The following is a 26,008-nucleotide window of genomic DNA, read 5'->3' on the forward strand; positions in this document are numbered from 1 at the left end:
GTTAGCTCTCCTTCAGGTGGGGCATGGCTTTACGTAGGTAGTCATAGCCCGTGATCAATGTCAGCGTCGCGGCGATCCAGAGCAGCCATAGCCCGATACGACCTGACCAGAACATGGCCTCAAGATGCCAGCGGATGTTGTTCAGGTCCTCGACCTGCCCTGCCAGAACCTGATCAATGGTTGTCGCATCCATGCCAAACGTGGCCATCACAAAATGGTGCTCGAATATCCCCTGCGAGAACAGGATCGCGATCGCTACCATCTGTGCCGTCGTTTTCCACTTGGCCAGCTTGGTGACCTTCAGGGTTCCGGCCACATCGCCCAGATACTCTCGCAAGCCTGAGACAAAGACTTCGCGAAACAGGATCACTGTCGCGGGCAGGACCAGCCATGGTGTCCAGTGTTCAGTCGAATAGCCCACCAATATCATCAGCGCGATTACCACCATTGCCTTGTCGGCAATGGGATCCAGCATGGCGCCAATCTTCGTTTCCTGTTTCCAGGCGCGCGCCAGATACCCGTCGAACCAATCGGTGATCGCCGCTGACAGGAACAGGATCAAAGCAAACCAATCCGCATAGGGACGGGTGAAATACAGAAACATCACGGCGAGACCGGGGGCCGCCACAAGGCGCAGTACAGTCAGAATATTCGGCAGGTTCCATTTCATGGCTTGGACCCTACATCGCCGGTTCAAGACAGAAAAGACAGGGTCTTAAAAAACTGACCCAGCACAAGCGTTTGCTGTCTTAAAAGTCAAAGCGTCGCAGCGGTGGTCACATTACAGGTTTCATCTTGGCACTTGATTGCTTTGGCGTCAGATTGTCGGCTGGCCAACCAGACAACACCCCAGAGCTGACATGACACCGCATATTCAAACCGATCCCCGGTCAAATCTGATCGGCAGCGCCTGGATGGTCGCCGCAATGGCGCTGTTCGCGCTGGAGGATGCGCTGCTTAAGGCGGCTTCGGCGTCGATCCCGATCTGGCAGGTGCTTGTACTGTTCGGTGCGGGTGGTGCTGTGATCTATGCAGCGGTTGCCACAGTACGTAGCACGCGTCTGTTCCAGCCCGACGTGTTGTCGCGCCCAATGAAGGTGCGTGTGGTCTTCGAGATTCTTGGACGTTTGTTCTATGTGCTGGCGATCGCTTTGACGCCACTGTCATCGGCCACGGTGATCCTGCAGGCCACACCACTGGTTGTCGTCGCAGGGGCCGCGTTGTTCTTTGGAGAATCCGTCGGCTGGCGGCGATGGAGCGCCATTTTGATCGGTCTTGTTGGCGTTGTGATCATCATCCAACCGACCGGAGACAGCTTCTCGGCCCTGTCAATCCTTGCCGTGCTGGGGATGCTCGGCTTTGCGGGGCGCGATCTGGCCAGCCGCGCCGCACCCGCAACACTGGGCACCGAAGTTCTGGGGTTCTATGGCTTCCTCTGCATCATTGTCGCGGGTTTGGCTTATCGATTCTGGGAAGGAACACCGCTGCAAACTCTGACGCCTAATGTCAGCCTGCACATGGGTGGGGCGATTGTGATGGGGGTCATGGCCTATGCCGCGCTGATGAAGGCGATGCGCACCGGCGAGGTCTCATCTGTGACGCCGTTTCGCTATTCGCGGCTGTTATTCGGTATCGGCTTGGGCGTGTTGATGTTTGGCGAGCGATTGGATCAGACCATGTGGATTGGCTGCGGCCTCATCGTGGCGTCGGGCCTCTATATCCTTTGGCGGGGGCAAAAAGCCTAGCCCTTGTCATGGAAGAAGTCATAGACCTTCTGCGCCAACCCGGCTGAAATCCCCTCGACGGCTCTAAGATCCGCCAAATTGGCTCGGCTCACCGCTTTGGCGCTGCCGAAATGAGTCAGCAGGGCGCGTTTGCGCGCGGCCCCGACGCCGGGGATTTCGTCCAGTGGCGTTGCACCAACCGCCTTGGCGCGTTTCGCGCGATGGGTGCCGATGGCAAAGCGATGCGCCTCATCCCGCAAGCGCTGGATAAAGTACAATACGGGATCGTTGCGTTTCAGCGCAAAAGGGCGCTGCCCGATGCGGTGGAATTCTTCCTTGCCGTGATCGCGATCGACACCCTTAGCGACACCGACCATCGGGATATCCTCGACCCCGTGCTGGGCCATGATCTCATTCACGGCGCTCACCTGCCCTGCACCACCGTCGATCAGCAGCAGATCGGGCCAATGCCCTTTGTCCCGATCCGGATCTTCCTTTTGCAGGCGCGTAAAACGGCGGGTCAGGACCTCTTTCATCATGCCGAAGTCATCGCCGGGGGTTAGATCATCGCCGCGGATGTTGAACTTGCGATAGGCGTTTTTCATGAACCCCTCTGGGCCCGCGACGATCATGCCACCCACGGCATTGGTGCCTTGAATGTGAGAGTTGTCATAAACTTCGATCCGGTTCGGTGGCGCGTCCAGATCAAAGGCCTCGGCCACACCGCGTAGCAATTTGGCCTGCGTGGCACTTTCCGACATCCGCCGGGCCAGCGATTCACGTGCGTTGCGCAAGGCACCGGCGATCAGTTCCTGCTTTTCACCGCGCTGGGGCACCAGGATTTCCACCTTGCGTCCAGCTTTTTCCGACAATGCCTCCTGCATCAGATCGGCATTCTCGATTGCATCAGACAGGATCAACTGCCGGGGTGGTTCCTTGTTGTCATAGAACTGGCCCAGGAACGCTTCCATCGCCTCAGCCTGTGACACATCCGGGCCGACGCGCGGATAGAAATCGCGGTTACCCCAGTTCTGGTTGGCCCGGATGAAAAACACCTGAACGCAGGCTTGACCGCTGTCCATATAGAGGCCAATGACGTCAGCCTCGGCCACGCCGCGCGGATTGATGCCCTGAGACGTCTGCACCTGCGTCAGCGCCCGGATACGGTCGCGCAAACCGGCGGCTCGTTCGAACTCCATCGCCTCGGAGGCAGCCATCATCTGCGCGGCGAGATCTTCCTGCACTTTGGTAGATCGGCCTGACAGGAACCTTTCGGCATCCTTAACGCTTTCACGATAATCGGCTTCCGAGATCAGTCCGACGCACGGCCCAGAACATCGCTTGATCTGATAGAGCAGGCACGGCCGGGTCCGGCTATCGAACATGGAATCCGAACAGTTCCGCAGCAGGAACGCCTTTTGCAGCTGGTTCAGCGTCCTGTTCACCGCGCCTGCACTGGCGAAGGGGCCAAAATAAGCCCCCTTTTCTTTCTTCGCCCCTCGGTGCTTTTTGATCTGCGGAAAGGCATGATCCTTGGCGACCAGAATATTCGGGAAGCTTTTGTCATCCCGCAACAATACGTTGTATTTGGGCTTGAGCTGCTTGATCAGGTTCTGTTCCAGCAGCAGCGCCTCGGTCTCGGTCCGAGTGGTCAGAAACATCATCGAGGCAGTTGCGGCGATCATTTTCTCGATCCGACCCGAATGTCCCGGGCGGGTGTAGTTCGATACCCTCGCCTTCAGGTTTCGCGCTTTACCTACGTAAAGAACTCGGCTGTCCCCATCCAACATCCGATACACACCCGGCGAGCTGTCCAGCGTTTTCGCATAACGCTGAATGCAGGCATAGCCGGTGGCTTGGGTCGACGATTCGGGATCGGTGCTGGCGGTCATGAGTCTGAGATATGATTCTCTGACCATGGCTGCAATCTTGTGCGCTTCAGATCAAGAGAAAACAAATCCACGACTTCTGTGGATAACTGTGCAGATAACTTTAGGGGCATCGTGATTTTCCCTTGAATCCTTGCCTATTCGTTGATCTGCACAAAAAATAGGCAGGAAATTATGGTGTTGTTTTTAAAAGATAAATTTGTTGATCTGAGACAAGTGTATGAAAATTAAGACATTTTTGTAACGCTCGAGTAACAGAGATGAGAGCGGTGCAAAACTTGCAGCAGATTTACTTATTCTACACCAAGAACATCGGGTGTTTGCCAACCCAAATGTTGCCCACCATCGACGCAAAGAAGCTGCCCCGTAACGGCATGTGCGTCCAGAAAGTATCCCAGCGCAGCAGTGATATCCGACGGGTTCGCGCCGCGCTCCAGAATCGTGTTCTGCCGCTGAGCGCTAAAATGGGCATCACTTTGGCGATGACCCTGTAGCGTTGGACCGGGGCCGATCGCGTTCACACGGATTGCGGGTGTCAGAGCCTGCGCTGCAGTCCGGGTCAAGGCCCACAACCCCATCTTGGCAATCGTGTATGACATGAACTCAGGCGTCAGTTTACGCACCCGCATATCCACCATGTTCACGATCAGCCCAATCGCCAGAGGCTCTCCCTGATCATCAAGCTCCGGCTGCAACCCCTGCTCGGCCATAGCTTGGGTCAGTACGAATGGTGCGCGCAGATTGCTGTCGAGATGCCGATCCCAGCTTTGGCGGGTAGCTGAGTGGATATTGTCATACTCAAATATCGATGCATTGTTGACCAGACAGGTGATCGGACCACCCAGCGCCTCAGCTGCACGCGGCAGCAATGAGCTGACTTGCCCCTCATCAAGCAGATCGGCCTGCAGCGCAACTGACCTTCGGCCCAGCGCCTGAACCTCATCAACCGTTTCACGCGCGGCCTGGTCCGAACTGGAATAGTGCACAGCGACATCCATGCCGCGCTGCGCCAAATACAGCGCCATGGCACGACCAAGGCGTTTACCGGCACCAGTCACCAATGCTCGGGTCATGGGCTCATTCTCCTCGTCAGGTCAGGCTAACAGGCTTGCAACATAGATCACATAGAGCGCTGTCAAGATCAGGCCCCAGACGCGTGTGATATCTTTCTTGAAGAACACAAAAGGAACCAACAAGAGCGACGCACCGAGCATCACCCACAGATCGAAACGCAGGAATTCAGGATCGACGGGAATACGCCCAAACAAGGTCGTAATGCCGACAATGGCCAGCAGATTGAACATGTTCGATCCGATGACGTTACCCAGTGCCACATCCGCTTGTCGCCTCAGGGCAGCCATGACGGTTGTCGACAGTTCCGGCAGGGACGTACCCACCGCGATCAGCGTAAGGCCGATCACTGTTTCGCTCACACCATAGTTCCGGGCAATGACGGTCGCATTTTCGACCAGCAGATGCGCACCCATTGGCAGGCCGATCAAGCCGAGGATCAGGTAGATCGCCACCTTCCAATAAGGCATGTCAGGATCTGCTTCCTCAAGACCCTCAAGCTCGTCCTCATCGGCACAAGCTTCACCACAGGCTTTACGGTGCGCATGTGCTTCGCGAAACGCGTTGCCGAGGATCAGAGCCAACGCAGCCAGCAAAATTGCCCCGCTGAGCAGATTAAAGACCCCGCAAAAAGCCAACCCGATAAATAACACCGACGCCAGAAGCATGAAGATGTAGTTCTTGCGGCTGTCGCACTCGCTTGTGTGCAAGGTCGCCAGAAGCGCGGGCAATCCCAGAACCAGCAAGATATTCGCTGTATTCGAGCCCACCACGTTACCCAACGCAATGCCCGGCGCGTTTTCCTTGATGGCGCTGATTGCAATCAGCAGCTCAGGGGCCGAAGTTCCAAATGCAACGATTGTCAGGCTGACGATCAGGGCGGGAACCCCCAACCGCAGGCTGAGGTTCACGGCCCCACGCACCAGCGCGTCACCTGCCAACAACAGGATCAGCAGCCCGAGGCCGGAGAACAGCCATGCCGTCATCCACGGCCTCCTTCTTCGCAAGGACACGGGCCTTTGCCGATCCTAAACCGCCCACAACGCGGACATTTCGCAGAACTCAATCGTTTCTGTCCAGGAAAGCGTAGCTTGCCGAACATCGCCAGAACGCCCATGGCGATCAGGAACAAGGTGACTGCTTTGATGATCACTCTACAACCCGAAACGCGCGTAGGCAGCGCGCTCCTCAATACCGGCTATGGCATCCTGCGCCAGCGTCGCGCCGAAGCGCGACCAGATCGGTTTGCGCAGGCCATAGCGGCGGAACCTGACTTTGTCGCCAAACTTCTCCTGCATCTTGGGCTTTAGATGGGCAATACCATCGATCAGGCCCAGCTGTTGCGCGCGACGGGCCAGCCAGACCTCGCCATTGAACAGATCAGCGCTGCTGTCCAGCTTGCCGTCCCGGCGAGATTTCACATGGGTTATGAAATTCTCGTGGATATCGCCCAGCAGCACTTTGAGCCGTGCAATGTCTTCTTTCTTTTCCGGAGCAAACGGGTCGAGCATTGATTTCGACTGACCCGCAGTATGTACGCGTCGTTCAAAGCCCTGACGTGCCAGAAAAACATGCGCGCCAAATCCCGACGATATCACGCCGATCGACCCCAAAACCGAACTGTCATCGGCCCAAATCTCATCCGCTGAAACCGCCAACCAATATCCACCCGAAGCCGCCACGTCTTCGACGAAAGCGTAAACAGGGATCTTAAGCTCTTCCGCCAGTCGCTGGATACGCGCACCGATCAATGAGCTTTGAACGGGGGAGCCGCCCGGCGAATTGATCTCCAGCGCGACCGCAGCGGGCTTGCCCTTGCGAAAGGCTTTCTCCAACACCGGTGCCAGAGCGGTCGCGTTCATCGACCCTCGCCCGGCCATTCCAATGGCACCGGAAAGGCGAACAACGGCCACAAGTGGCGGCTTTTTCATGAAGGGCAGGCTGAGTTTCATGGAAGCCGATGTAGAGCGCGCCGGAGCCGTAAACAAGAGACCCGAAGCGCCATAAACGCGACGTGAACCAATTTCACACACCTGATGGGCAAAAATGCAACGCCCTAGCTGCGGATGCGCCAACCGGTTTTGAAGATCCAGCCAATGATCGCGAGGCATACCCCGGTGAAGGCCAGTATGGCCAGAAGGCTCCAAAATATCGGGACATCTGCGATACCATAGAATGACCAGCGGAACCCGGAAATCAGATAAACCACAGGGTTGAACAGAGTGATCGTCTGCCAAAGCGGAGGTAGCATCGAGATCGAGTAAAACGTCCCACCCAGAAAAATCAGGGGCGTCACAACAAGCTGGGGGACAAGCGACATCTGTTCAAAATTACCCGCCCAGATACCCACGATGAAACCCAGCAAGGAAAAGCTGAGGCAGGACAGGATCAGGAAAGCCGCCATGGCAAACGGGTGTTCAATGCGAATGTCCACAAAGAACGTCGCAGTGGCCAGAATGACAAGACCTACAAACAGTGCCTTAGTTGCGGCCGCGCCCACATAGCCAATCACAATCTCGATGAAATTGATGGGGGCTGAAAGTAACTCATAAATCGTACCCAAGAATTTGGGGAAGTAGATGCCAAAGGACGCGTTCGAGATTGATAGCATCACTACGGACAACATGATCAGACCCGGCACAATGAAGGCCCCATAGGACACGCCTTCGATCTCTTGAATGCGACTGCCGATGGCAGTGCCAAACACCACGAAATAAAGCGAGGTCGACAGGACCGGAGACAAAAAACTCTGCGCCAGTGTGCGAAAGAACCGGGCCATTTCAAACCGGTAGATGGCAGTAATAGCGGACCAGTTCATGCGGGTTCTCCGGACACGAGGTTGACGAAAATCTCTTCAAGGCTCGATTGCCGCGTCTGCACATCACGCAGCACTAGACCGGCCTGTGCAACATCATTGAGAAGAGTGGTGATGCCCGTGCGCTCGGCATTGGTGTCGTAAGTATAGATCAGCGCATCGCCTGCACCGTTGAGCGTCAGTTGATGATCGGACAGAACGTCGGGAACCGATAAAATAGGCTCGGTCAACATGACCTCAATCTGCTTTTTGCCCATCTGCGCCATCAATGTGTCTTTGTCCTGCACGAGCAAAAGCTCACCCTTGTCGATGACACCCACACGGTCGGCGATTGCCTCGGCTTCCTCGATGTAGTGAGTGGTCAGGATGATGGTGACACCAGCCTGCTTCAATTCGGCCACGATCTCCCACATGTCCTTACGTAGCTCGACATCTACGCCGGCGGTGGGTTCATCCAGAAACAGCACCCTTGGCTCATGCGCCAAGGCTTTCGCGATCAGCACACGTCGCTTCATGCCTCCGGATAGTTCCTTGATTGCGTTACGGCGTTTGTCCCATAGGGACAGCTTGCGCAGGATTTCCTCGATCCTGGCGTTGTCTCCGCTATGACCGAACAGCCCGCGCGAAAAGCGGACAGTGTTCCAGACCTTCTCGAACGGTTCCAGCGCGATTTCCTGCGGCACCAGCCCAATCATCTTGCGGGCTGCGCGATACTCGGTCTGGATGTCATAGCCGCCAACTGTGACCGAGCCCGAAGACGGTGTTGTAATACCGCACACAGTCGAGATCAGCGTTGTTTTACCCGCCCCATTGGGGCCCAACAGCGCTAGAATCTCACCTTCTTCAATGTCCAGAGACACACCTTTCAGCGCCTCAAACCCATCGGCATAAGACTTCCGCAAATCCCGGATCGACAATATGGTCGTCATGCGTACCCTCGTTCTGACCCCGCAACCTATAGCGACGGACCATCGTGGAACAGTCCAATTCCGCACAGTGCCATGCGCGTGTGCGCAGGGTTCAGTCTCGTCCCGTCAGGCGACCTAGCCAGCCTGACTTGGTCTCTTCTTCGGCTGCGTCTTCTTGCGGTGGCGGACCTTCGAAATATTCTTGAAGATTGGCGAAAAACTGATCGGCCATCTTCTTGGCAAACCCATCAATCAGGCGGCTGCCCAGCTGAGCCAGTTTGCCACCCACCTTAGCCTCGACCTCGTAGGTCAGAAGGGTGCCACCAGCCTCGCTGGGCGCGAAGGTTACATCAGCGCTTCCCTTGGCAAAGCCTGCAGCGCCCCCCTTGCCCTCACCTGCGATGGTCAGGCGTTCGGGCTCAATCATGTCGGACATGGTCACTGTGCCTTTGAAAGTCGCCTTCACAGGGCCAACCTTTTGCACCACGGTCGCATTATACCCCTCGGTTGGATCACCGGTAATCTCCTGCGCGCCGCTGATGCAGGCTTTTAATACTTCAGGGTCCAGCAACGCAGCGTAAACGGCGGCAGGCGGCGCCTGAATTTCACGGGTATCGCTTAACTGCATCTCTCAACCTCTTTTTAATCCTACGGCAGACCATAAAGACCTAGCCCTGAAACATCGATGCAGGCAACCAGTTTGCACAAACTAAGGCACTGGATCGGGATTCTTCGCTTGCATTCGTTCCGCCCAACAGAAACCCTGCGCCGCAGGAGGAAGACATGCTGCACGGCATACGCATCATCGAAATCGAAGGGCTGGGCCCAGCCCCCTTCGCGGCCATGCTGCTGGCGGATATGGGCGCCGATGTCATCACCATCCATCGCAAAGGGTCCGCCGTCACTCCGGGTATGCCTGAACGTTCGCTGCTGGATCGCGGCAAACGATCAATTGCGCTGGACCTCAAAGACCCGCAGGACCTTAGCGTTGCAAAACGGCTGATCGCAACGGCTGATGCGCTGATCGAGGGTTTTCGCCCCGGCGTGATGGAAAAGCTGGGGCTGGGGCCGGAAGACTGTCATCACCTGAACCCAAAGCTGGTCTATGGCCGAATGACAGGCTGGGGGCAGCATAGCCCACTTTCTGAGACAGTGGGCCATGATCTCAACTATATCGCCCTTTCAGGGGCTTTATCTTACGCGTCGCCGCCCGGCCAACCGCCTTTGACGCCCGCAACGCTAGTCGGGGATATCGGCGGTGGTGCGATGTATCTGGTTGCAGGTCTGCTCGCCGGGCTTCTGAATGCCCGGAGCACAGGCAAAGGCACTGTGGTGGACGCCGCCATCTACGATGGCTCGGCACACATGATGAATTTGCTGATGAGTCTGCGCCAAACCGGCAACCTGTCCGACACCCGGGGTCAAAGCCTGCTTGACGGACCGCATTGGAGCCGAACCTACGCCTGCGCAGATGGCGGCTTCATCTCAGTTCAATGTCTGGAGCCAAAATTCTATGCTCACTTCCTGGACATCCTCGGGCTCAGCGATGATGCGGAGTTCGCTCAGCAATACGACCAGACCGCTTGGCCCAACCTGACGGAACGGTTGAGCGAAATCTTTGCCAGAAAACCGCGCGACGAATGGGCGGCGCTATTCCAGGGGACAGACGCCTGCGTTGCGCCGGTCCTAAGTCCACAAGAAGCACGAGATCACCCCATGAATTCGGCTCGCCAAACATGGGTCGACCACGACGAAACACGTCAAGCCGCAGCCGCTCCTAGATTCTCAACCTACAACTGGCAACCGCGGCCCAGCCCCAAACGCGGAGAGCATACAAATGAGATTTTGAACGAACTTCCTCCCGCTTCATCTGGCTAAAAATACCTCGGGGGTGAATTGGCCGCAGGCCAAGAGGGGGCTGGCCCCCTCGCCAGGCTTACCGCCCGCGCACCGTATCGATCATCAATTGAACGTTCTCAGGGTCCGCATCTGGCGTAATACCATGACCCAAATTGAAGATATGCGGTCCTTTTGAGAAGGCTTCGACAATCCGCCGCGTCTCATCGACAAGCGCTTGCCCGCCTGTCACCATATGCGATGAAGCCAAATTGCCCTGCACACACCCATCGACTTGCACATTCGCAGCAGCCCATTCGGGCGACACAGAATTGTCCAGCGCGACACAATCCACACCGGTGGCCTTGGCGAAACCGATGTAACCCTGATCCGCTTCGCGTGGGAAACCTATCACGGGAATGCCCGGATGGCGGGCTTTTATGGCGGCAGTAATCACGCGACAGGGTTCTACGGCGTATTTCTGAAACGCTTCGCCCTTCAATGATCCCGCCCAACTATCAAATATTTTGACAACCTCGGCCCCTGCCTCGATTTGGGCAGACAGGTATTCAATTGTCGCGGCCGTGATCCGATCCAACAGCGCCTCGAACAGCGCAGTGTTTTCTTCGCGCAGCGCATGGGCTGGCCCCTGATCCGGGGTGCCCCGTCCGGCGATCATGTAGGTCGCCACTGTCCAGGGCGCGCCTGCAAATCCGATCAGAGTTGTCTCAGAAGGAAGCTCACGCGAAAGAATACGCACGGTTTCATACACCGGAGAGAGCGTCTCATGAATTGCATCAACCGGCTTCAGCGTATCAAACTCCGACTCCCGTGTAATAGTCGAAAGGCGAGGACCTTCGCCGGTGACAAACCACAAATCTGCACCCAGCGCCTGCGGCACAAGCAGGATATCAGCAAACAGGATCGCGGCATCAAAGCCGTAGCGGCGAATGGGCTGAAGCGTGACTTCGGCGGCAAGCTCGGGGTTATAGCAAAGAGACAGGAAATCTCCGGCCTGCGCGCGCGTTGCACGATATTCAGGCAAATACCTCCCGGCCTGTCGCATCATCCAGATCGGCGGCACATCCTGCACTTCCCCCGCCAGCGCCCGTAGCAATTTCTTTGTCTCGGCCATTCGTGCCCCCAGTGTTCCGGTTTGGTGCAACGCGTCGGCCCTCAGTGGCAATTTGTCAAGCGCTGCCCCCATTGTCAGGGCAATGTGACGCGACTAAAGCTGTGCACATGAGTCTGATATTGCCTACCCCCGCATCGCCTCTGAAAATCGGCACCCGTGGATCTCCGCTGGCGCTGGCGCAGGCCTATGAAACCCGTCAGAGACTTGGCGCCGCTTTCGACCTGCCTGAGGACGCGTTTGAGATCGTGGTAATCAAGACCACCGGCGACAACCGCGCGATGATCGATGCGGACCGACCGCTGAAAGAGATTGGCAACAAGGGTCTGTTCACCAAGGAAATCGAAGAGGCGATGCTGAAGGGCGAGATTGATGTCGCCGTGCATTCGACCAAGGACATGCCGGTCGAACAGCCTGATGGGCTGGTGCTGGATACTTTTCTGCCGCGTGAAGACGTGCGCGATGCCTTTATCTCTCCGACGCTGAGTTCGATTCACGACTTGCCCGAAGGCGCGGTTGTCGGGACGTCTTCGCTGCGCCGTCGGGCACAGTTGCTGAACCGGCGGCCCGATCTGAATGTGGTCGAGTTTCGCGGCAATGTTCAGACTCGCCTGAAGAAGCTGGCCGATGGCGTGGCCGATTGTACCTTTTTGGCCATGGCCGGATTGCGCCGCTTGGATATGAAAGACGTCCCCGCGACTGCCATATCACCTGATGACATGCTACCTGCCATTGCGCAGGGCACCATCGGCATTGAACGGCGCAGCGACGATAACCGCACCGCCGAGATGCTGGCGGCGATTCATCATGTCGAAACAAGCCAACGCCTTGCGGCTGAACGCAGCCTGCTGGCCGGGCTGGATGGCTCATGCGAAACACCGATCGCCGGTCTGGCACAAGTCCAAGATGGCCAACTGCATCTGCGTGGAGAAGTTCTGCGCCCGGACGGTTCCGAGGCGATCAGCGAAGAGGCCACCGGGGCGCTCGAAGACGGCGCAAAACTGGGTCAGACAATGGCCGCCTCTCTGCTGATACAAGCCGGACCAGGGTTTTTCGACTGGCGCTAAGAAAAAATTTAAACAATTTCAGGGTAATGTGAACTTCTTCACTGTCTACCCTGCCGAATTCGTTAAATATGGGGACAGAAGGTCGATCTCGAATATATCGAAAGTTTTAGCCCGTATTGTTTTAGATGGTATTCGAGGGGGCGAGATTGATACTTCCGGCGGGGCGCAGTTGATTTTCAACAGCGCCCCGTTCTCTTTTCCAAAGCATATGGCGAAGTACTTACTCTGCACCTTCGCGCAGACCATGATGATGACTAAACACCGGCCGCGCATGAAGCACCTCTGATCGGAAATCCGCCATGCGCCCCGGTAGCGCGCGATAGAATGATGCCAAACCTGGCTCAACCGCCATCGCATGCTTGGCACATTCCTTGCACAACCCAGCGACTACGGTCTGTGATTCCCGTGCGCGTATCGCCTCTAGTAGACCTATGTGTGCGGTCTGCAGCTTTTGAAACGATGCACTGCCTGCAACTTCTCGATCTCCGACCAGTACATAAACAGGCTCTGGCTCGCTTTTGCCTTTCAAATCCACGAAGCCCGCCTCTAGCAGCGCAAGATCAGAATTGGTGACACGGCGAATAGAGTCTGAGACCAGAATATCATAATCCACATGTCGGCAGTTTTGTTCGATCCGCGCTGCCACATTCACCACATCTCCGATTACTGTATAATTGAACCGGCGCCGCGAGCCGATATTGCCTACGCAGGCGATTCCGGTTGCGCAGCCAGTCGCCAGAGCGATGGGAGGACGCCCGCGCATGATGGGCAAAGTGTTGAACTTATCTAACGCGCCGCGCATCTTCAGCGCGGCCAAAGCAGCGCGGCACGGGTGATCATCCACGGGCAGCGGTGCATTCCAAAAAGCCATAACCGCATCGCCGATAAATTTGTCGATCGTTCCACGCTCGACCAGAATCTGATCCCCGATCTCTGAGAACAGCGCATTCAGCAAGGCCACCAGATCGGTGGCTGATACAGACTCGGACAATGGCGTGAAGCCCCGAATGTCCGAAAACATCACCGTGATCTCCTGAGATTCACCTCCCAATTGCAGTTGATGCCCGTTGGCCTCCATCTCATCGAGGATTTCCGGTGCGACATAATGCGAGAAAGTCTGGCGGATCACCCGCTTCTCCCGCTCGGTCGAAACAAAGAGGTACCCGGCCAGAAGCCCGAAATTGGCCATACCTCCGGCCAAAGGGAAGGTCGCATCAAACAGAACCGACTGGTTCTGGAACGCCAACCAACTGATGGCAATCACGGCCGATGCGGCCACTCCGCCTGCAGCAAAAGAAGCGACCGCCCCATAGTTGGACATGACCACTGTGACAACGACGCCCAGGATCACGAACGCCAACAACTCAAGCGCTGAGGTAACATCCGATCTGCTCAGCACATCGCCAAGGATGATCTGTTCGATAATCTGGGCGTGGATCGAAACACCGGGAACAGATTCACCCAGAGCCGTTTCGCGCATATCGAACAGGCCCGCCGCAGAGGTGCCGACCAGAATGATCCGTCCTTCTATCTCTGACTGAAGCGTTGGATCACTACCGCTGCGCATGACATCATCGGCCGACAGATAGAGGCCAGGATTGTCCCGCCTGTAACGCACCCAGATCTCGCCATTCTCGGTGGTCGGCAGCACAAAATCACCCAGACCAACCTCAAGCATGATGCCGATCTCGTCCTGCGATCCTTCGGCAAAATAAACGGATTCGCCCATGGCCACCCGCAGGGCTTCAACCCCAAGCGCAGGTAATACACCGTTGGGCCCGGACCAAAGCACAGGGACCCGTCGCACCACACCCAAACTTCCTTGGGGCGAAACATTAACACCCCCGATCCCGGCCGCTTCTTCCCCCAATGGCGGCGCCAGAGAGGTCCAGTGAGCAACGCTGACAAGGCCAGCTGCGGGGTTCTCTCCGATTTCGACTAACCCCGCCTTCGGTACAATGGCCGAACCGCTATCGGTTTGCCGGGCTGCCACACCCAGAACCACTGGCCATTTCGCAACTTCGTCCCCAAATCTGACGTCATTGTCCAGATCGATCGCGGCCTGATCCACCTGCAATAGTCCGGACAAGGTCGGGTCTTGCAACAGTCGCATCGGAGAGTATCGGTCGGGCTCGGCAAACAGCATATCAAAGGCAATCGCAGCGGCACCGTATTCGCCCAATCGTTCGACCATCTGACCCAACAGGGTACGAGGCCAAGGCCATTGGCCCCATTCTGCCAGAGACCTTTCATCAATATCCACCACGCGGACCGGCAGATCCGGGTTGTAGGCCCGTGGTGAAATCCGCTGCAGGATATCGAAGTAAATCAATCTGGACATTTGAACGGGATACGGATCCGCGACCCTAATGAAGCAGCCCATCAGGATCAGCGCCAAGCCCACAAGCCTGAATACTAATCGATGCCCAATTTTGTCTCTTATCTTACCCACCACGTTCACCTTCCAGGCGCAGGGGAACATGAAAATATATGTAACCTGATGCTACCAACCAGCTATCGCTGAAGCGTTACCTGCCGTCGCCGTTGCCCTGACACCCGATCCACCGCTATCTCCACTGGATGCGTTTACGGATGTTCTCGTTTCACCCGAGGCGCTTACACCTGCGCGCGCTGATGTCCCGGAACGCCCTTCGGCGCTGGCTGAGGCCCGGTCTGGCGCTTCGGATCGCCCGCTTTCGCGGGCCGCCGACACCTCAGAACGACCTTGTTCCGTTTGCCGCCGTGCTTCGCGCCGCTCTGGCCTTTCAGATTCAATCTTTGGGGCCTGAGCCTGTCTGCCCGAACACCCTTCGGCACTCACCCGAAACGGTGGCAGCAGTTGCGTTTGCGAGCGTATGAAGGGAAAACCACCTTTTAGCGCTTTGTCATACTGCTCCTGATCTATCGGGCGCCCCACCTGACCGCCCGAACCGGTCGCAAAGAGACTGCACTGTCGGCTTGCAGACCGGCACGACCCGCGTCGGCCGCACATCTGAACGGTGCCCTCGATAACCAGCATCGCGCTTTGGCTGCCGGATGTAATCCACATGTCAAATGTCGTTCCCCGCACGGCCATGGTGGCATCGGGCGTTTTGATCGAATAAGCGCGCTTTCTGCTTTTGCCCGAAATGAAACGGAAACTGCCGCCCAGCGCCTGCACGGTGAAGTTTTTTGCCTTCCGATTGCCTCGCAGCATCGAGACATCCAGGATCATCCGCGCGTTCGGACCAACCGCGATCTTGGTTTCATCTACGAACACCAATTGAACCACGCCTGATCTGTCGGTCGAAATAGTATCGCCTGAAACAACATCCATCCCTTCACGCAAGCGTATCTTTTTACCGGCCCGGATAATATCCGCGCCCGGTTTAGCACTGAGCACTTTTCCGATTGATGCGATGGCCGACGCAGGCAGCGTCGCTAGAACCAAGAAAACACAAAACAATTTCAACCAGGCCAAACCCAAGTCCCCTTCCCCCAAAAGGTACCTACCAGGGTGCCAAACACCCCACGCCCGATATCTGTCGCCTCAGAAAGCTAAATCTGAATAGTTATTAGAGCCTTAAAACTAGACAAATATGCGCCAGAACAGGTGGAGTTGGCAAGGTTTTGCATGTTTTTCAGCATTTCGGGGGTTTCGCACCCTTCTTCCGGTAGCCCCAGCGCTCCTTCTTGTGGGTTTGATCATCGGTATTCAGAAAAATTTTCCAGACATAGAAAATCGCCTTGTATCTGGATGACAGGCAAGGATATACCGGCCAGCGGAGACGTGGCCGAGTGGTCGAAGGCGCTCCCCTGCTAAGGGAGTAGGCGGGAAACCGTCTCGAGGGTTCGAATCCCTTCGTCTCCGCCACCCACCCCTATCTCTGCCTGCGCAGTCCTTCTTTCCCTGTTTTCTCCCGTTTTCCCGGGCGCTTGGGCTATGCCATCTGCCAGAGAGACGACCATGATCCCATAAGCTGGCGCGATTTCCTCGTAACTTCTCTGGAGGCACCATCATGCGCTTCGGTTAGGGCCAAAATTCCCTGCTAACAGGGAATTAATAGGGAAATACTTCAGATTTGGGCCTTTTGGCTGATTTTGGCTTCTGAATCATCACGTGTTATCAGTGCGTTGCACAAGATTTCCCTGCGCAAAATAACAGGGAACATTTTCGCGATTATCAGGGAAATTCTTAGGAGGAACAGGGAACGCCACATCCAGATCAGGGAAGTCTCTGACCGCCTTTGAAGCCGAACAATCGGGCCTGGGCATCCCAGTCCAGTGGCAGTGGTTTTCGGATGAACCGTTCGAGGGTCAGGTTCGTCGGCTAGCGCCCCTCGAGGATTGCGCTCTGGATCGCGGGCGACAGGAACGCCAGCTGCGATCGGGTGCGAATGTAGGATTCTGCATGCCCCGTCGCCACGGCGATCTCTCTAAGGAGCCTGCCGTCGCGCAATTCGGCTGCCCAGACATGCGCGCGGGAAAGAGCGCGAAGGAGCGTACGATCTGGTTGAGGCTCGCGGTCGCCGATGACGATCTTTCCTTCGACACCGCGTCGCCGAAGTTCGAAGGGAGCCTCGATCGTCCGAACTGCACCGTCCATCTCATTGGGCTGCATTTCCAACGCCTTGGCTAGGCAATCCGTATTAAGTCGCAAGACAATGCCGTTTTTCGTGATCTGCTCATCGTCCAAAATCTTCTGCAGAAGATCGGGTGTACCCTCTGAGAGCCGACTGGCGAGTCGACGCGCTTTTGCCAGTATGGCGCCGTCACGTTGCAGATCTGGTCGTGTGCAAATCCGATGGTCCTGGGCGAGCTTGCTGATGCGCCCTGCAATGGCGTTCGCCACAGCATGCTCCAGGGCGTTTGCAGGCAATCGCCAGCCTCGCGGCTCCGTCCCCCCAGAAATCAGCCGGTTTGAGACGTAGTACCGGATCTGCCGTCCATGACGATGGGTGTGCGTCGGGGTCAGTCGATCTCCGGTTTCATCACGGAGTTTCCCGGTGAGCGGTGCAGTGGGCCTGGTACTGAGTTGCTTGGCAGCGGTCTTTCGACTCCGCGGGCGCGCACTGGCAGTCTCCAGTTTTTCCTGGACCCGTTCCCAAACCGCCTCGCTTACGATCGGCTCATGCTGTCCATCCCAGACTTTGGTCTTGTGGCGGATCTTTCCGATGTAGATCGGGTTGCGCAGAGCCGCATAGATCTGGCCGCGCGAGAGTGTATTACCGCCCTGGACCCGCCCGGACTTGAAACGGTGCAGCTTGGAGCGCAGGCCCAACTCATTGGCGCGACGCATGACAGCATTCAGGCAGCCGAGGTCCTCGTAGAGGGCGAAGATCGTCCGCACTGTTTCAGCTTCGTCTGCGTTGATGACGAGGCCGCGGATCTTGGGATCGGCATGCGGATCGTATCCGAGCGGCGGCACGCCGCCCATCCAAAGACCCTTCTTCTTGGAGGCCGCGATCTTGTCCCGGATCCGCTCGGCCGTCACCTCACGCTCAAATTGGGCAAAGGACAACAGAACGTTGAGCGTCAGCCAGCCCATCGACGAGGCGGTGTTGAAGGCTTGGGTAACCGAGACAAAGGAACAACCGGCGGCATCGAAGCGCTCGACCAGCTTGGCAAAGTCGGCAAGGGATCGGGTCAGACGATCAATCTTGTAGACTACAACCATCTGAACGAGCCCCGCGTCGATGTCTGCCAGCAGGCGCTGAAGGCCGGGCCGGTCGAGCGTGCCACCGGAGATGCCGCCATCGTCATATCGGGACTTGCCCGCAACCCAGCCTTCGTGCCGCTGGCTGGCGATGTATGCGGCACACGCCTCGTGCTGGGCATCGAGCGAATTGAAGTCCTGGTCGAGCCCCTCGTCGGAGGATTTACGCGTGTAGATGGCGCATCGGATTCGCGGCTTGCTCACGGTCAACCCGCCCGCTTCAGACCGAAGAAGCGGGGCCCGGACCATCGGGCCCCGGTGATGGCGCAGGCGATCGGCGACAGCGACGCATAGCGCTGACCTTTCCAGAGAAAGCCGCCCTCGACGACATCGACCACATGGGTCGCGCCAATCCATTCGCGGATCAGACGGCCGCCGGGTTTGAGCGCGGGGCTTGTGGCAGACGGAATGTCCCGTGCAGCCTTGGCGAGCCTTGTGACAAAGTCTTTTGGCAACCCGCCACGCTCGTGGGTCTGCACTTCGACGGCCAGGAACCGGCGCAGGAAGGGACTGCTGAGGAGTTTCGGGGCAGGGGTGCCGAAGACCTCTTTCCAGGCGGCGATCAGCGCCGCCCGGTCCACGGTTTCGATCTCGGCCACGGAGAGCTCTCCGGGCCGTTGGTGATGCGGTAGATGGCGCCAGTGCCGGGCTTGGTGGGTTCCGCGCGGTCGATGCGATACCCCGCCTTCCTGAGCCCGCTCAGCGCCGCCCGGACCGAATGGGGCTGCCAGCCGGTTGCGGACTGAAGGGCGGCAAGATCTGTGCCGGCCTTGCGGCTCCGCAATTTACGCAGGATTGCAGTCTTGCTCACGCGCGAAGGGGTTGATTTGGACTTGGACATTCTTGTTCCTCGGTTTTCCGGGCCTGCGGGATGCCGGCCCTGGTACCGAGATGCGCCCGGGGTCCAACCGGGCGTGGGAGCAGTGACGCTCGTGTCCGCGCTGAAGTCCAGTACGGATTTGCGCTAACCGCGCAATTTGGAGTCTTCTGGAATTTTCACGCCCATGCGCTCCAGCCGTTCCACCAATTCCTGCCGCTTGTTTTTCTGCTCTTCCTCTTTCGCTTGCACGGCTGGGCCTACTTCCAACATGATCCGGATCGCTTCAAGCAGTGACGGTTTGTGCCCTTTGAGACCTTTGCGGCAGAGCGCAAGATAGGCGGCTTCAATACCGTCCAAACGAACAGTCGTGCCGTCTGGCGCGCGGGCGTCGACGGGCTGGGTCAGAATCTGTGCAGCGTCCATCATGAATTCGGACTTCGTCTTCGGCCGACCCTTAGGATTCCCGGATTGACCCTTCTGCCACCGCGTGGACTCAGGAGGGTTGGCGTAGCCTACTTTCTTGTCGTTACTCATTGTCTTTTTCTTTCTGCTTCCTGTGTTCGGCGATCCGCTTGACGGCGCGGAGGATCTTCTTTTTCTCTTCCTCCGGCGAATAGGCATTGGGATCGGCGATACCTGACTCGTCGATGATGCGTCGCTGCAGAGCCATTGCTTGCTTGTCACCGTTCAGTGCCAGATCGCGCAGCTTCCACATCAGTGCATCCCGGATCGGCAATTTCTGGTCGTTTTCTTTGACCCGCACCTTGCGATTGAGGACTCGGTTCAGAACTGTGTTCAGGTCTTCCCGCTTGCGCGGGCGACCACGGGGATTGCCCGACTTACCCTTTTTGAAGCGGGTATGTTCGGGCGGGTTCATGTAGCCGACCGCAGATGTGTTTTCGTCTGTCATTCGGCAGCCTCCAAATTCGCATCATCGGCCCCGGCTTGCGCCACCTGCAATCTGAAGAAAGGCGCAAGCAATGACGACGATTAATCTCAGACCGTGGCAGGCTGCCTGCGCCAACAAAGCAATGGACTGGCTCCAGGCCGGCGAAGATCGGCATTTTTTGATCAACGCGGCGCCGGGCGCGGGCAAGACCATCTGCGCCTCGGTCATCGCACAGCGTTTGCTCAATGCGGATCTGATCGATCGGGTCATCGTGATCGCCCCGCGAAAAGCGGTCGTCAAACAGTGGGCGGCGGAATTCAAGCTCGTGACCGGGCGCCCCATACTTCAGATCACCGGGGCTGATGAAGAGCCCGAAGAATACCTGACAGAGCCTTGCCGAATAATGGCGTCAGAGACGAGCGGATCGTTAGGGGAAGCCCGCGGCGATAGCTGAAAAACGCCAGCGCAAGGCCGGCAATCGCATAGCACGCCCAAGCGCCCAGACCCCAATGCAGATAGGACCAGACATAAGCCGTGCGCACATTGTCCGCGTCAAGGGCCGTTGTCACGCCCTGAATAACCGATGGGTTGTTCTTGAAGTGCGCGACGGGTTCCGCAACAGCCCATGTCAACATCCCGACACCGATCCCGCTAGCACCAACGAATATGCACATCTCTCAGCCGGGACTCAGCTTCACATCCTGACTGCTCTAATCCTAAGAGCCGAAGGTGCGGGGTATCACAATCATGGATTTGAGAACTCAACGCGGTATAACCGCCGACAGCAGCCTGAGCACGAGATCGCCGCCTCAATCAAGAGGGGGTTGCAGACGGGAATCTGTTTCGCGGGTTATCTTGGTTTCAACGGGTATTGCAATGGCTATTTGGTATTTCTGCAGGCTGCAGCCCTAACGCGCGAGAATGTCGCCAGTATCACAAAACCTGCGGACGCTTCTTTCTAGAAATCTCCGACTATCTGAGCTTCGCAGTTCACGAGTTTACGTTGTCCAGTTTTGAAGCGTAATAGAAGGCAATCGCCTGCGCGCGGTTCTTGATCGACAGCTTGTCGTATATGTTCGACAGATGGAACTTTACCGTGTTGGTCGAAATCTGCAGCTCTTTCGACAATTCCTTGTTAGACATGCCCTGCGCCAGTGCCTCAAGGATAGCGAGTTCCTTGCGCGACAGAGTCTGCAAAGGGTTCTGATGCATTTTGCGCACGTCGATATAGGGAAATACCATTTTGCCCTTAGCGACATCGACACAGGTTTCCAGCAAGCCTTCGACCTCGCCCGAACGCGGCGCGAACCCTGCGGCCCCGGCCTGCATAGCCTGACGCGGTACATCCCCAGCCTCGTCCCCATAGACCACAAAGCGTGGCGCGTTGGTCTGTTCGCGCAGAACCTCAATCAGTTTTGCCGCGCCCAAAGCAGGAAGTTCCCAGGACACGATCCCCACCTGAACCGGCACCCGCATGACTGTGCCCAGAAATCCCTCGGCGGTCGCTGAAGTGGCCACCAGAGAGAATCGCGGGTCGCGCTCGAAGATCTCGGACATGGCCGACAGCACCAAAGGGTTGTTGTTGGCCAGCATGACATCAATGGGGCGTTGAGATGTGTCGAACATTGTTTTCCTGTCTGATTTTAACTAAACCTACCCATTTTAGTGGGGATGCTTTCAGTATACATTGGCATATTTACCTAAATGGGTAGGTTAATACCCACCTAACAAGATATGCTAAAGCTGTAGTAAGTTACGTTGCGCCCCGGCGCAAGTTTCAGTTTTCCTCTGGGTCAAGGCGATCGGCGGTATCGAACACACCCGACGCTCAGGAGGAGCACATGACGTTTCAGACCTATCCAACGCTCGACATCCCCGAGACGCTGGCCGCTGGCCCAGGACCGGGAAACACCGACGCACGTGTTTTGCAGGCGTTTGCCAGCGCCGGCGTTGCCGACCACATGCAGAGCGACGTGCTGCGTGGCATGATCGAATGCAAGCACATGCTGCGTCAGATCTGGGGCACCGCCAACACCCATACCTTCGCGGTTGCTGGCACCGGATGGAGTGGGCTGGACACCATGTTCTCGGCGGTGATGCCGGGTGACAAGGTTGTGGCATTCACCAATGGCACCTTCTCGGGCATCGATGCGATGACTCTGCGGATCAAGGCTGCAACACCGGAAGAGCACGCGACCAACCCTCTGGACCCACAAGCCGCGAGTGTCGCCGTTATTGAAATTCCCCACGGCCAGCCCGTCACAGGCGAGATGGTCGAAGAGGTGTTGGCCACGCACAAACCGAAGTGGGCCTTCATGGCGCATTGGGAAACCGGGTCAGGTCGGGTCAACGACCTGCGTGGCTTCTCGGATGCCTGTGAACGCCACGATGTGATGGGTTTGATCGATGCCGTATCGTCGTTGGGTATCGCGGATTTCCGCATCGATGACTATCCGGGTGTCGCGGGATGGGCCTCGTGCCCGCAAAAAGGGCTGTGCTGCCTACCGCTGACCTATGCGCCGGTCAGCTTCACCGACGCCTATATCGACGCGCTGAAGACCTCCGGCGCCTATACATACGTCCACAACCCGATTTTCGAAGCACGCCACTGGGGCATCGTTGACGGGCAAAACGTGGAAAAGGGCACCTATCACCGTACCCATTCGGGCTATGCGGTCGCCGCCTTCCATGAATCGCTACGCCTGACTCTGCAGGAGGGATTGGCCAAACGTGCGCATTCCTATCGCACGCATGAGGCCGTCCTGCGCGACGCCGTCACCGCGATGGGTTGCCAGGTCACATCGGACATGCCCAGCCTTGTGGTGCTGAACCTGCCCGCAGAGCTGGCGGGTCGTGAGATGGAGTTGGTACAGAACTGCCGCGCCCGTGGCTTTGGCATCTGGCCCACGCTCAGCGCCCCGGTTCAAGTCCGTATCGGCATCCTGAACCAGCTAACCCACCAATCGGTCAGTCGCATCGTCAGGCTGTTCGCCCAGGCCATCCGCGAGATGGGCGGCTCAGTTGATTTCGAAGCCATCGAAGCACTTTTGGAAAGTCGCTACGGCACATCTATCGCTGCATAACGGGAGGGAATGCAGATGGATATCCATGAATATCAGGCGAAAGAACTTCTTTCGAATTTCGGCGTCGAGGTCCCTTCGGGGGCTTTGGCCTACAGCCCCGAGCAAGCGGCATATCGCGCGCGTGAGTTGGGTGGTGACAAGTGGGTCATTAAGGCGCAAGTCCATGCCGGCGGGCGTGGAAAGGCCGGTGGTGTAAAGCTGTGCAACTCGGAAAGCGAAATATACGAGGCTTGTGACGAGATGTTTGGCCGCAAGCTGGTGACGCACCAGACCGGCCCCGAGGGCAAAGGCATTTACCGCGTCTATGTGGAGGCCGCCGTACCGATTGATCGCGAGATTTATCTGGGCTTTGTGCTGGATCGGTCCAGTCAGCGGGTGATGATCGTGGCCTCTTCGGAAGGTGGGATGGAGATCGAAGAAATCTCATCTGAGCGCCCCGACAGTATCGTCCGCTCAATCGTTGAACCTGCCGTTGGATTGCAGGAGTTTCAGGCCCGCGAAATAGCGTTTAATCTGGGGCTGGAACCTCGCCTAATTCAGCACATGGTCCGTACCCTGCAGGGTTGCTATGCTGCGTTCAGCGAGCTGGACGCGACTATGGTCGAGATCAACCCGCTGGTCATCACTGGTGACGACCGTGTGCTGGCATTGGACGCGAAGATGAGCTTTGACGACAATGCTCTGTTTCGCCATCCGCAGGTTGCTGAATTGCGCGACAAAAGTCAGGAAGACCCGCGCGAAAGCCGCGCGGCGGATCGCGGACTGTCTTATGTCGGACTGGACGGCAATATCGGCTGTATCGTGAACGGTGCCGGTTTGGCCATGGCCACGATGGACACCATCAAGCTGGCTGGCGGTGAACCTGCGAACTTTCTGGACATCGGTGGCGGTGCCTCGCCCGAGCGGGTGGCCAAGGCGTTCCGACTGGTACTGTCCGATGACAACGTTCAGGCGGTGCTGGTCAATATCTTCGCAGGCATCAACCGCTGTGACTGGGTGGCCGAGGGCGTAGTACAGGCGCTGCGCGAGTTGGAAATCGACCTGCCGGTCATCGTGCGTCTGGCGGGCACCAATGTCGAGGAAGGTCAGAAAATCCTGGCCAAATCGGGCCTGCCAATCATCCGCGCGACAACCCTTATGGAAGCCGCTGAACGCGCTGTGGGTGCATGGCGCAACGATCTGTCCCAAAACACCAAGATGAGGGCTGTGTAATGAGCATTCTTCTGGACCGCGACACCCGCGTTATCGTTCAGGGCATCACCGGACGCATGGCGCGCCTGCATACCAAGGATATGGTACAATATGGCACCAACGTCGTTGGCGGCGTTGTTCCCGGCAAAGGCGGAGAGACCGTCGAAGGCGTACCCGTATTCGACACCGTCAAACAGGCGGTTGAGGCCACTGGTGCCGAGGCTAGCCTTGTCTTCGTGCCTCCGCCGTTTGCGGCGGATTCGATCATGGAGGCCGCAGATGCCGGTATTCGCTATTGCGTCTGCATCACCGACGGTATCCCCGCGCAGGACATGATCCGCGTAAAACGCTACATGTACCGCTATCCTAAGGACAAGCGCATGGTGCTGACCGGTCCGAACTGTGCCGGTACCATCAGCCCCGGTAAGGCGCTTCTGGGCATCATGCCGGGCCATATCTACCTGCCGGGCACTGTGGGGATCATCGGACGTTCGGGCACGCTGGGTTACGAGGCCGCAGCGCAGTTGAAAGAGCGGGGCATCGGTGTCTCGACCAGCGTCGGCATCGGCGGTGATCCGATCAACGGCTCGTCCTTCCGCGATATCCTTGAGCGGTTCGAACAGGACGAAGACACCGAGGTCATAGCCATGATCGGCGAGATCGGCGGCCCTCAGGAAGCCGAGGCTGCAGAATACATCCGTGACCACGTCACCAAACCTGTTGTGGCCTATGTCGCGGGTCTGACCGCGCCCAAGGGCCGGACCATGGGCCATGCTGGCGCGATCATCTCGGCCTTTGGCGAAAGTGCCAGCGAGAAGGTGGAAATCCTGTCGGCGGCTGGTGTGACGGTTGCTGAAAACCCCGCGGTGATCGGCGAGACTATCGCCCGTGTCATGGGAAAGGCTGCGTGATGGTCAAACCTTCGGTCCTTGTCACCCGTCGCTGGCCTGCCGCCGTCGAGGCGCAACTGGCCGAAAACTACAACGCCGTGCTGAATACCGGGGACAATCCGATGTCTCCGGCTGAACTCCGCGACGCGTTGAAGACATACGACGCGGTTCTGCCGACAGTGACAGATACACTGAGCGCCGAGGCGCTGGACGTACCAACCGCACAAACCAAGATTCTGGCCAATTACGGCGTCGGGTACAGTCATATCTGTGAACCGGCGGCCCGTGATCTGGGTATGACGGTCACCAACACGCCCGATGTTCTGTCTGAATGCACCGCCGATCTGGCCATGACCCTGCTTCTGATGGTCGCCCGTCGCGCCGGTGAGGGCGAGCGCGAGCTGCGCGCTGGCGGCTGGACCGGCTGGCGTCCGACCCATTTGGTCGGCACCAAGGTCAGCGGTAAAACGCTGGGCATCGTCGGCTTTGGCCGCATCGGTCAGGAAATGGCCCGCCGCGCTCATCACGGGTTTGGCATGAAAATTCTTGTCCAGAACCGCAGCGCCGTGTCGCCCGACGTGCTGAAGCAGTTCGATGCGACCCAAGTCGAAACGGTGGATGATCTGCTGCCGCATTGCGACTTTGTCTCGCTGCACTGCCCCGGCGGGGCTGCGAACCGGCACCTGATCAACGGACGCAGGCTGGACCTGATGAAGCCCGACGCCTTCCTGATCAACACCGCGCGCGGCGAGGTGGTGGACGAGCATGCCTTGGTGCAGTCGCTGATGTTCGACACGATCGGCGGGGCCGCGCTGGATGTGTTCGACGGCGAGCCACGCATCAGCCCCGACCTGCTGCAATGCAACAACCTCGTGATGCTGCCGCATCTGGGCAGCGCAACAAAAGAATCGCGCGAAGCCATGGGCTTTCGCGTGCTGGACAATCTGGGCGACTTCTTCGCTGGTCGCCCACCCCGTGACCGCGTGATCTGACGCACC

General features: G+C 57.7%; 25 protein-coding genes, 1 tRNA gene and 1 pseudogene. 9 read left to right on the forward strand and 18 right to left on the reverse strand.

The window, feature by feature from the left end:
- Position 1: 1 nt before the first annotated feature.
- Positions 2 to 670: a CDP-diacylglycerol--glycerol-3-phosphate 3-phosphatidyltransferase gene (gene pgsA / locus AC1DFB_RS13005; protein WP_170395613.1), complete on the reverse strand. Its 669-nt coding sequence runs from the start codon at positions 668 to 670 to the stop codon at positions 2 to 4.
- Positions 671 to 860: 190 nt separating this feature from the next.
- On the opposite strand from pgsA, the gene AC1DFB_RS13010 reads away from it, so the two are divergent.
- Positions 861 to 1,745, forward strand: a complete 885-nt coding sequence (locus tag AC1DFB_RS13010; RefSeq protein WP_480921405.1) for a DMT family transporter — start codon at positions 861 to 863, stop codon at positions 1,743 to 1,745.
- On the opposite strand, the gene uvrC is transcribed toward AC1DFB_RS13010, so the two are convergent.
- The 7 genes from uvrC to AC1DFB_RS13045 form a co-directional block, all read right to left on the reverse strand.
- Entirely contained in the window at positions 1,742 to 3,616 is a 1,875-nt protein-coding gene (uvrC, locus tag AC1DFB_RS13015) for an excinuclease ABC subunit UvrC (protein WP_480922614.1), read from the reverse strand. The genes AC1DFB_RS13010 and uvrC overlap by 4 nt on opposite strands.
- Before the next feature lie 290 nt (positions 3,617 to 3,906).
- On the reverse strand, positions 3,907 to 4,686 hold the full coding sequence (locus tag AC1DFB_RS13020) for an SDR family oxidoreductase (RefSeq protein ID WP_480592386.1): 780 nt from the start codon (positions 4,684 to 4,686) through the stop codon (positions 3,907 to 3,909).
- Positions 4,687 to 4,707: 21 nt separating this feature from the next.
- Entirely contained in the window at positions 4,708 to 5,670 is a 963-nt protein-coding gene (locus tag AC1DFB_RS13025; protein WP_170395605.1) for a calcium/sodium antiporter, read from the reverse strand.
- Positions 5,671 to 5,838: 168 nt separating this feature from the next.
- Positions 5,839 to 6,636, reverse strand: a complete 798-nt coding sequence (locus tag AC1DFB_RS13030; RefSeq protein WP_170423599.1) for a S49 family peptidase — start codon at positions 6,634 to 6,636, stop codon at positions 5,839 to 5,841.
- A 104-nt stretch (positions 6,637 to 6,740) separates the two neighbouring features.
- On the reverse strand, positions 6,741 to 7,502 hold the full coding sequence (locus AC1DFB_RS13035) for an ABC transporter permease (protein WP_170626214.1): 762 nt from the start codon (positions 7,500 to 7,502) through the stop codon (positions 6,741 to 6,743).
- Positions 7,499 to 8,428 (reverse strand): ABC transporter ATP-binding protein, encoded by a 930-nt coding sequence (locus tag AC1DFB_RS13040; RefSeq protein ID WP_480761818.1) that lies wholly within the window; start codon positions 8,426 to 8,428, stop codon positions 7,499 to 7,501. The genes AC1DFB_RS13035 and AC1DFB_RS13040 overlap by 4 nt, the downstream gene beginning before the upstream one ends.
- 91 nt (positions 8,429 to 8,519) lie before the next feature.
- Positions 8,520 to 9,035 (reverse strand): SRPBCC family protein, encoded by a 516-nt coding sequence (locus AC1DFB_RS13045; RefSeq protein ID WP_170395597.1) that lies wholly within the window; start codon positions 9,033 to 9,035, stop codon positions 8,520 to 8,522.
- A 155-nt stretch (positions 9,036 to 9,190) separates the two neighbouring features.
- Here AC1DFB_RS13045 and AC1DFB_RS13050 point away from each other — a divergent pair, with 155 nt between their 5' ends.
- A complete protein-coding gene (locus tag AC1DFB_RS13050; RefSeq protein ID WP_480921406.1) occupies positions 9,191 to 10,285 on the forward strand; it encodes a CaiB/BaiF CoA transferase family protein in 1,095 nt (364 codons plus the stop codon).
- A gap of 58 nt (positions 10,286 to 10,343) precedes the next feature.
- On the opposite strand, the gene hemE is transcribed toward AC1DFB_RS13050, so the two are convergent.
- Positions 10,344 to 11,378, reverse strand: coding sequence for a uroporphyrinogen decarboxylase (gene hemE / locus AC1DFB_RS13055; protein WP_170802314.1), 1,035 nt, complete (start codon positions 11,376 to 11,378; stop codon positions 10,344 to 10,346).
- Between the two features lie 107 nt (positions 11,379 to 11,485).
- On the opposite strand from hemE, the gene hemC reads away from it, so the two are divergent.
- On the forward strand, positions 11,486 to 12,442 hold the full coding sequence (gene hemC / locus AC1DFB_RS13060; protein ID WP_480921407.1) for a hydroxymethylbilane synthase: 957 nt from the start codon (positions 11,486 to 11,488) through the stop codon (positions 12,440 to 12,442).
- Positions 12,443 to 12,662: 220 nt separating this feature from the next.
- Here the strand turns inward: hemC and AC1DFB_RS13065 are convergent, their stop codons facing one another.
- Positions 12,663 to 14,783 (reverse strand): CHASE2 domain-containing protein, encoded by a 2,121-nt coding sequence (locus tag AC1DFB_RS13065; protein ID WP_480921408.1) that lies wholly within the window; start codon positions 14,781 to 14,783, stop codon positions 12,663 to 12,665.
- 162 nt (positions 14,784 to 14,945) lie between these two features.
- Positions 14,946 to 15,902 (reverse strand): FecR family protein, encoded by a 957-nt coding sequence (locus AC1DFB_RS13070; RefSeq protein WP_480587352.1) that lies wholly within the window; start codon positions 15,900 to 15,902, stop codon positions 14,946 to 14,948.
- 303 nt (positions 15,903 to 16,205) lie between these two features.
- Between AC1DFB_RS13070 and AC1DFB_RS13075 the strand changes: the two genes are divergently transcribed.
- A tRNA-Ser gene (locus AC1DFB_RS13075) sits at positions 16,206 to 16,295 on the forward strand.
- A 456-nt stretch (positions 16,296 to 16,751) separates the two neighbouring features.
- On the opposite strand, the gene AC1DFB_RS13080 is transcribed toward AC1DFB_RS13075, so the two are convergent.
- From AC1DFB_RS13080 to AC1DFB_RS13100, 5 genes are all read right to left on the reverse strand, one after another.
- Positions 16,752 to 18,341, reverse strand: a complete 1,590-nt coding sequence (locus AC1DFB_RS13080; protein WP_480761827.1) for a recombinase family protein — start codon at positions 18,339 to 18,341, stop codon at positions 16,752 to 16,754.
- A gap of 2 nt (positions 18,342 to 18,343) precedes the next feature.
- Positions 18,344 to 18,736, reverse strand: a complete 393-nt coding sequence (locus AC1DFB_RS13085; RefSeq protein WP_480921409.1) for a DUF2924 domain-containing protein — start codon at positions 18,734 to 18,736, stop codon at positions 18,344 to 18,346.
- Positions 18,700 to 18,978, reverse strand: a complete 279-nt coding sequence (locus tag AC1DFB_RS13090; RefSeq protein ID WP_170408420.1) for a DUF3489 domain-containing protein — start codon at positions 18,976 to 18,978, stop codon at positions 18,700 to 18,702. Before AC1DFB_RS13090 ends, AC1DFB_RS13085 begins: the two co-directional genes overlap by 37 nt.
- Before the next feature lie 123 nt (positions 18,979 to 19,101).
- Positions 19,102 to 19,578 (reverse strand): DUF5681 domain-containing protein, encoded by a 477-nt coding sequence (locus tag AC1DFB_RS13095; protein WP_480761829.1) that lies wholly within the window; start codon positions 19,576 to 19,578, stop codon positions 19,102 to 19,104.
- On the reverse strand, positions 19,484 to 19,867 hold the full coding sequence (locus AC1DFB_RS13100) for a DUF5681 domain-containing protein (protein ID WP_170408422.1): 384 nt from the start codon (positions 19,865 to 19,867) through the stop codon (positions 19,484 to 19,486). Before AC1DFB_RS13100 ends, AC1DFB_RS13095 begins: the two co-directional genes overlap by 95 nt.
- A 121-nt stretch (positions 19,868 to 19,988) precedes the next feature.
- Between AC1DFB_RS13100 and AC1DFB_RS13105 the strand changes: the two genes are divergently transcribed.
- Positions 19,989 to 20,300 carry a DEAD/DEAH box helicase family protein gene (locus AC1DFB_RS13105; protein ID WP_480922615.1) on the forward strand — a complete coding sequence of 104 codons (312 nt, stop codon included), beginning with the start codon at positions 19,989 to 19,991 and terminating at the stop codon, positions 20,298 to 20,300.
- On the opposite strand, the pseudogene AC1DFB_RS13110 reads toward AC1DFB_RS13105, so the two are convergent.
- Positions 20,221 to 20,499, reverse strand: a pseudogene (locus AC1DFB_RS13110) (BCCT family transporter); the annotation flags it as partial. The gene AC1DFB_RS13105 and the pseudogene AC1DFB_RS13110 sit on opposite strands and share 80 nt — an antisense overlap.
- Before the next feature lie 337 nt (positions 20,500 to 20,836).
- On the reverse strand, positions 20,837 to 21,472 hold the full coding sequence (locus AC1DFB_RS13115; RefSeq protein WP_480761832.1) for a LuxR C-terminal-related transcriptional regulator: 636 nt from the start codon (positions 21,470 to 21,472) through the stop codon (positions 20,837 to 20,839).
- A 215-nt stretch (positions 21,473 to 21,687) separates the two neighbouring features.
- Here AC1DFB_RS13115 and AC1DFB_RS13120 point away from each other — a divergent pair, with 215 nt between their 5' ends.
- From AC1DFB_RS13120 to AC1DFB_RS13135, 4 genes are read left to right on the forward strand one after another with little or no spacing between them, the layout of a single operon-like run.
- Positions 21,688 to 22,929, forward strand: coding sequence for a pyridoxal-phosphate-dependent aminotransferase family protein (locus AC1DFB_RS13120; protein WP_480921410.1), 1,242 nt, complete (start codon positions 21,688 to 21,690; stop codon positions 22,927 to 22,929).
- Between the two features lie 15 nt (positions 22,930 to 22,944).
- Positions 22,945 to 24,141: a malate--CoA ligase subunit beta gene (locus tag AC1DFB_RS13125; protein ID WP_170396612.1), complete on the forward strand. Its 1,197-nt coding sequence runs from the start codon at positions 22,945 to 22,947 to the stop codon at positions 24,139 to 24,141.
- Complete coding sequence (gene sucD, locus AC1DFB_RS13130; RefSeq protein ID WP_170424786.1) at positions 24,141 to 25,031, forward strand: succinate--CoA ligase subunit alpha; 891 nt, start codon at positions 24,141 to 24,143, stop codon at positions 25,029 to 25,031. Before AC1DFB_RS13125 ends, sucD begins: the two co-directional genes overlap by 1 nt.
- Positions 25,031 to 26,002 carry a 2-hydroxyacid dehydrogenase gene (locus tag AC1DFB_RS13135; protein WP_480922616.1) on the forward strand — a complete coding sequence of 324 codons (972 nt, stop codon included), beginning with the start codon at positions 25,031 to 25,033 and terminating at the stop codon, positions 26,000 to 26,002. The genes sucD and AC1DFB_RS13135 overlap by 1 nt, the downstream gene beginning before the upstream one ends.
- The last annotated feature ends 6 nt before the right edge of the window (positions 26,003 to 26,008 follow it).

The organism is Ruegeria sp. S84 (genome assembly GCF_056583445.1).

Excerpts from the sequence above, each read along its gene's own strand:
- AC1DFB_RS13100 (WP_170408422.1), bottom strand. The coding sequence starts at position 19,867 with ATGACAGACGAAAACACATCTGCGGTCGGCTACATGAACCCGCCCGAA.
- hemE (WP_170802314.1), bottom strand. The coding sequence starts at position 11,378 with ATGGCCGAGACAAAGAAATTGCTACGGGCGCTGGCGGGGGAAGTGCAG.
- AC1DFB_RS13115 (WP_480761832.1), bottom strand. The coding sequence starts at position 21,472 with ATGTTCGACACATCTCAACGCCCCATTGATGTCATGCTGGCCAACAAC.
- AC1DFB_RS13025 (WP_170395605.1), bottom strand. The coding sequence starts at position 5,670 with ATGACGGCATGGCTGTTCTCCGGCCTCGGGCTGCTGATCCTGTTGTTG.
- AC1DFB_RS13135 (WP_480922616.1), top strand. The coding sequence starts at position 25,031 with ATGGTCAAACCTTCGGTCCTTGTCACCCGTCGCTGGCCTGCCGCCGTC.
- AC1DFB_RS13030 (WP_170423599.1), bottom strand. The coding sequence starts at position 6,636 with ATGAAACTCAGCCTGCCCTTCATGAAAAAGCCGCCACTTGTGGCCGTT.
- AC1DFB_RS13045 (WP_170395597.1), bottom strand. The coding sequence starts at position 9,035 with ATGCAGTTAAGCGATACCCGTGAAATTCAGGCGCCGCCTGCCGCCGTT.
- sucD (WP_170424786.1), top strand. The coding sequence starts at position 24,141 with ATGAGCATTCTTCTGGACCGCGACACCCGCGTTATCGTTCAGGGCATC.
- AC1DFB_RS13120 (WP_480921410.1), top strand. The coding sequence starts at position 21,688 with ATGACGTTTCAGACCTATCCAACGCTCGACATCCCCGAGACGCTGGCC.
- AC1DFB_RS13095 (WP_480761829.1), bottom strand. The coding sequence starts at position 19,578 with ATGCCTATTCGCCGGAGGAAGAGAAAAAGAAGATCCTCCGCGCCGTCA.
- AC1DFB_RS13010 (WP_480921405.1), top strand. The coding sequence starts at position 861 with ATGACACCGCATATTCAAACCGATCCCCGGTCAAATCTGATCGGCAGC.
- AC1DFB_RS13105 (WP_480922615.1), top strand. The coding sequence starts at position 19,989 with ATGGACTGGCTCCAGGCCGGCGAAGATCGGCATTTTTTGATCAACGCG.
- uvrC (WP_480922614.1), bottom strand. The coding sequence starts at position 3,616 with ATGACCGCCAGCACCGATCCCGAATCGTCGACCCAAGCCACCGGCTAT.
- AC1DFB_RS13035 (WP_170626214.1), bottom strand. The coding sequence starts at position 7,502 with ATGAACTGGTCCGCTATTACTGCCATCTACCGGTTTGAAATGGCCCGG.
- pgsA (WP_170395613.1), bottom strand. The coding sequence starts at position 670 with ATGAAATGGAACCTGCCGAATATTCTGACTGTACTGCGCCTTGTGGCG.
- AC1DFB_RS13020 (WP_480592386.1), bottom strand. The coding sequence starts at position 4,686 with ATGACCCGAGCATTGGTGACTGGTGCCGGTAAACGCCTTGGTCGTGCC.
- AC1DFB_RS13050 (WP_480921406.1), top strand. The coding sequence starts at position 9,191 with ATGCTGCACGGCATACGCATCATCGAAATCGAAGGGCTGGGCCCAGCC.
- hemC (WP_480921407.1), top strand. The coding sequence starts at position 11,486 with ATGAGTCTGATATTGCCTACCCCCGCATCGCCTCTGAAAATCGGCACC.
- AC1DFB_RS13065 (WP_480921408.1), bottom strand. The coding sequence starts at position 14,783 with ATGTCCAGATTGATTTACTTCGATATCCTGCAGCGGATTTCACCACGG.
- AC1DFB_RS13040 (WP_480761818.1), bottom strand. The coding sequence starts at position 8,428 with ATGACGACCATATTGTCGATCCGGGATTTGCGGAAGTCTTATGCCGAT.
- AC1DFB_RS13125 (WP_170396612.1), top strand. The coding sequence starts at position 22,945 with ATGGATATCCATGAATATCAGGCGAAAGAACTTCTTTCGAATTTCGGC.
- AC1DFB_RS13090 (WP_170408420.1), bottom strand. The coding sequence starts at position 18,978 with ATGTCCAAGTCCAAATCAACCCCTTCGCGCGTGAGCAAGACTGCAATC.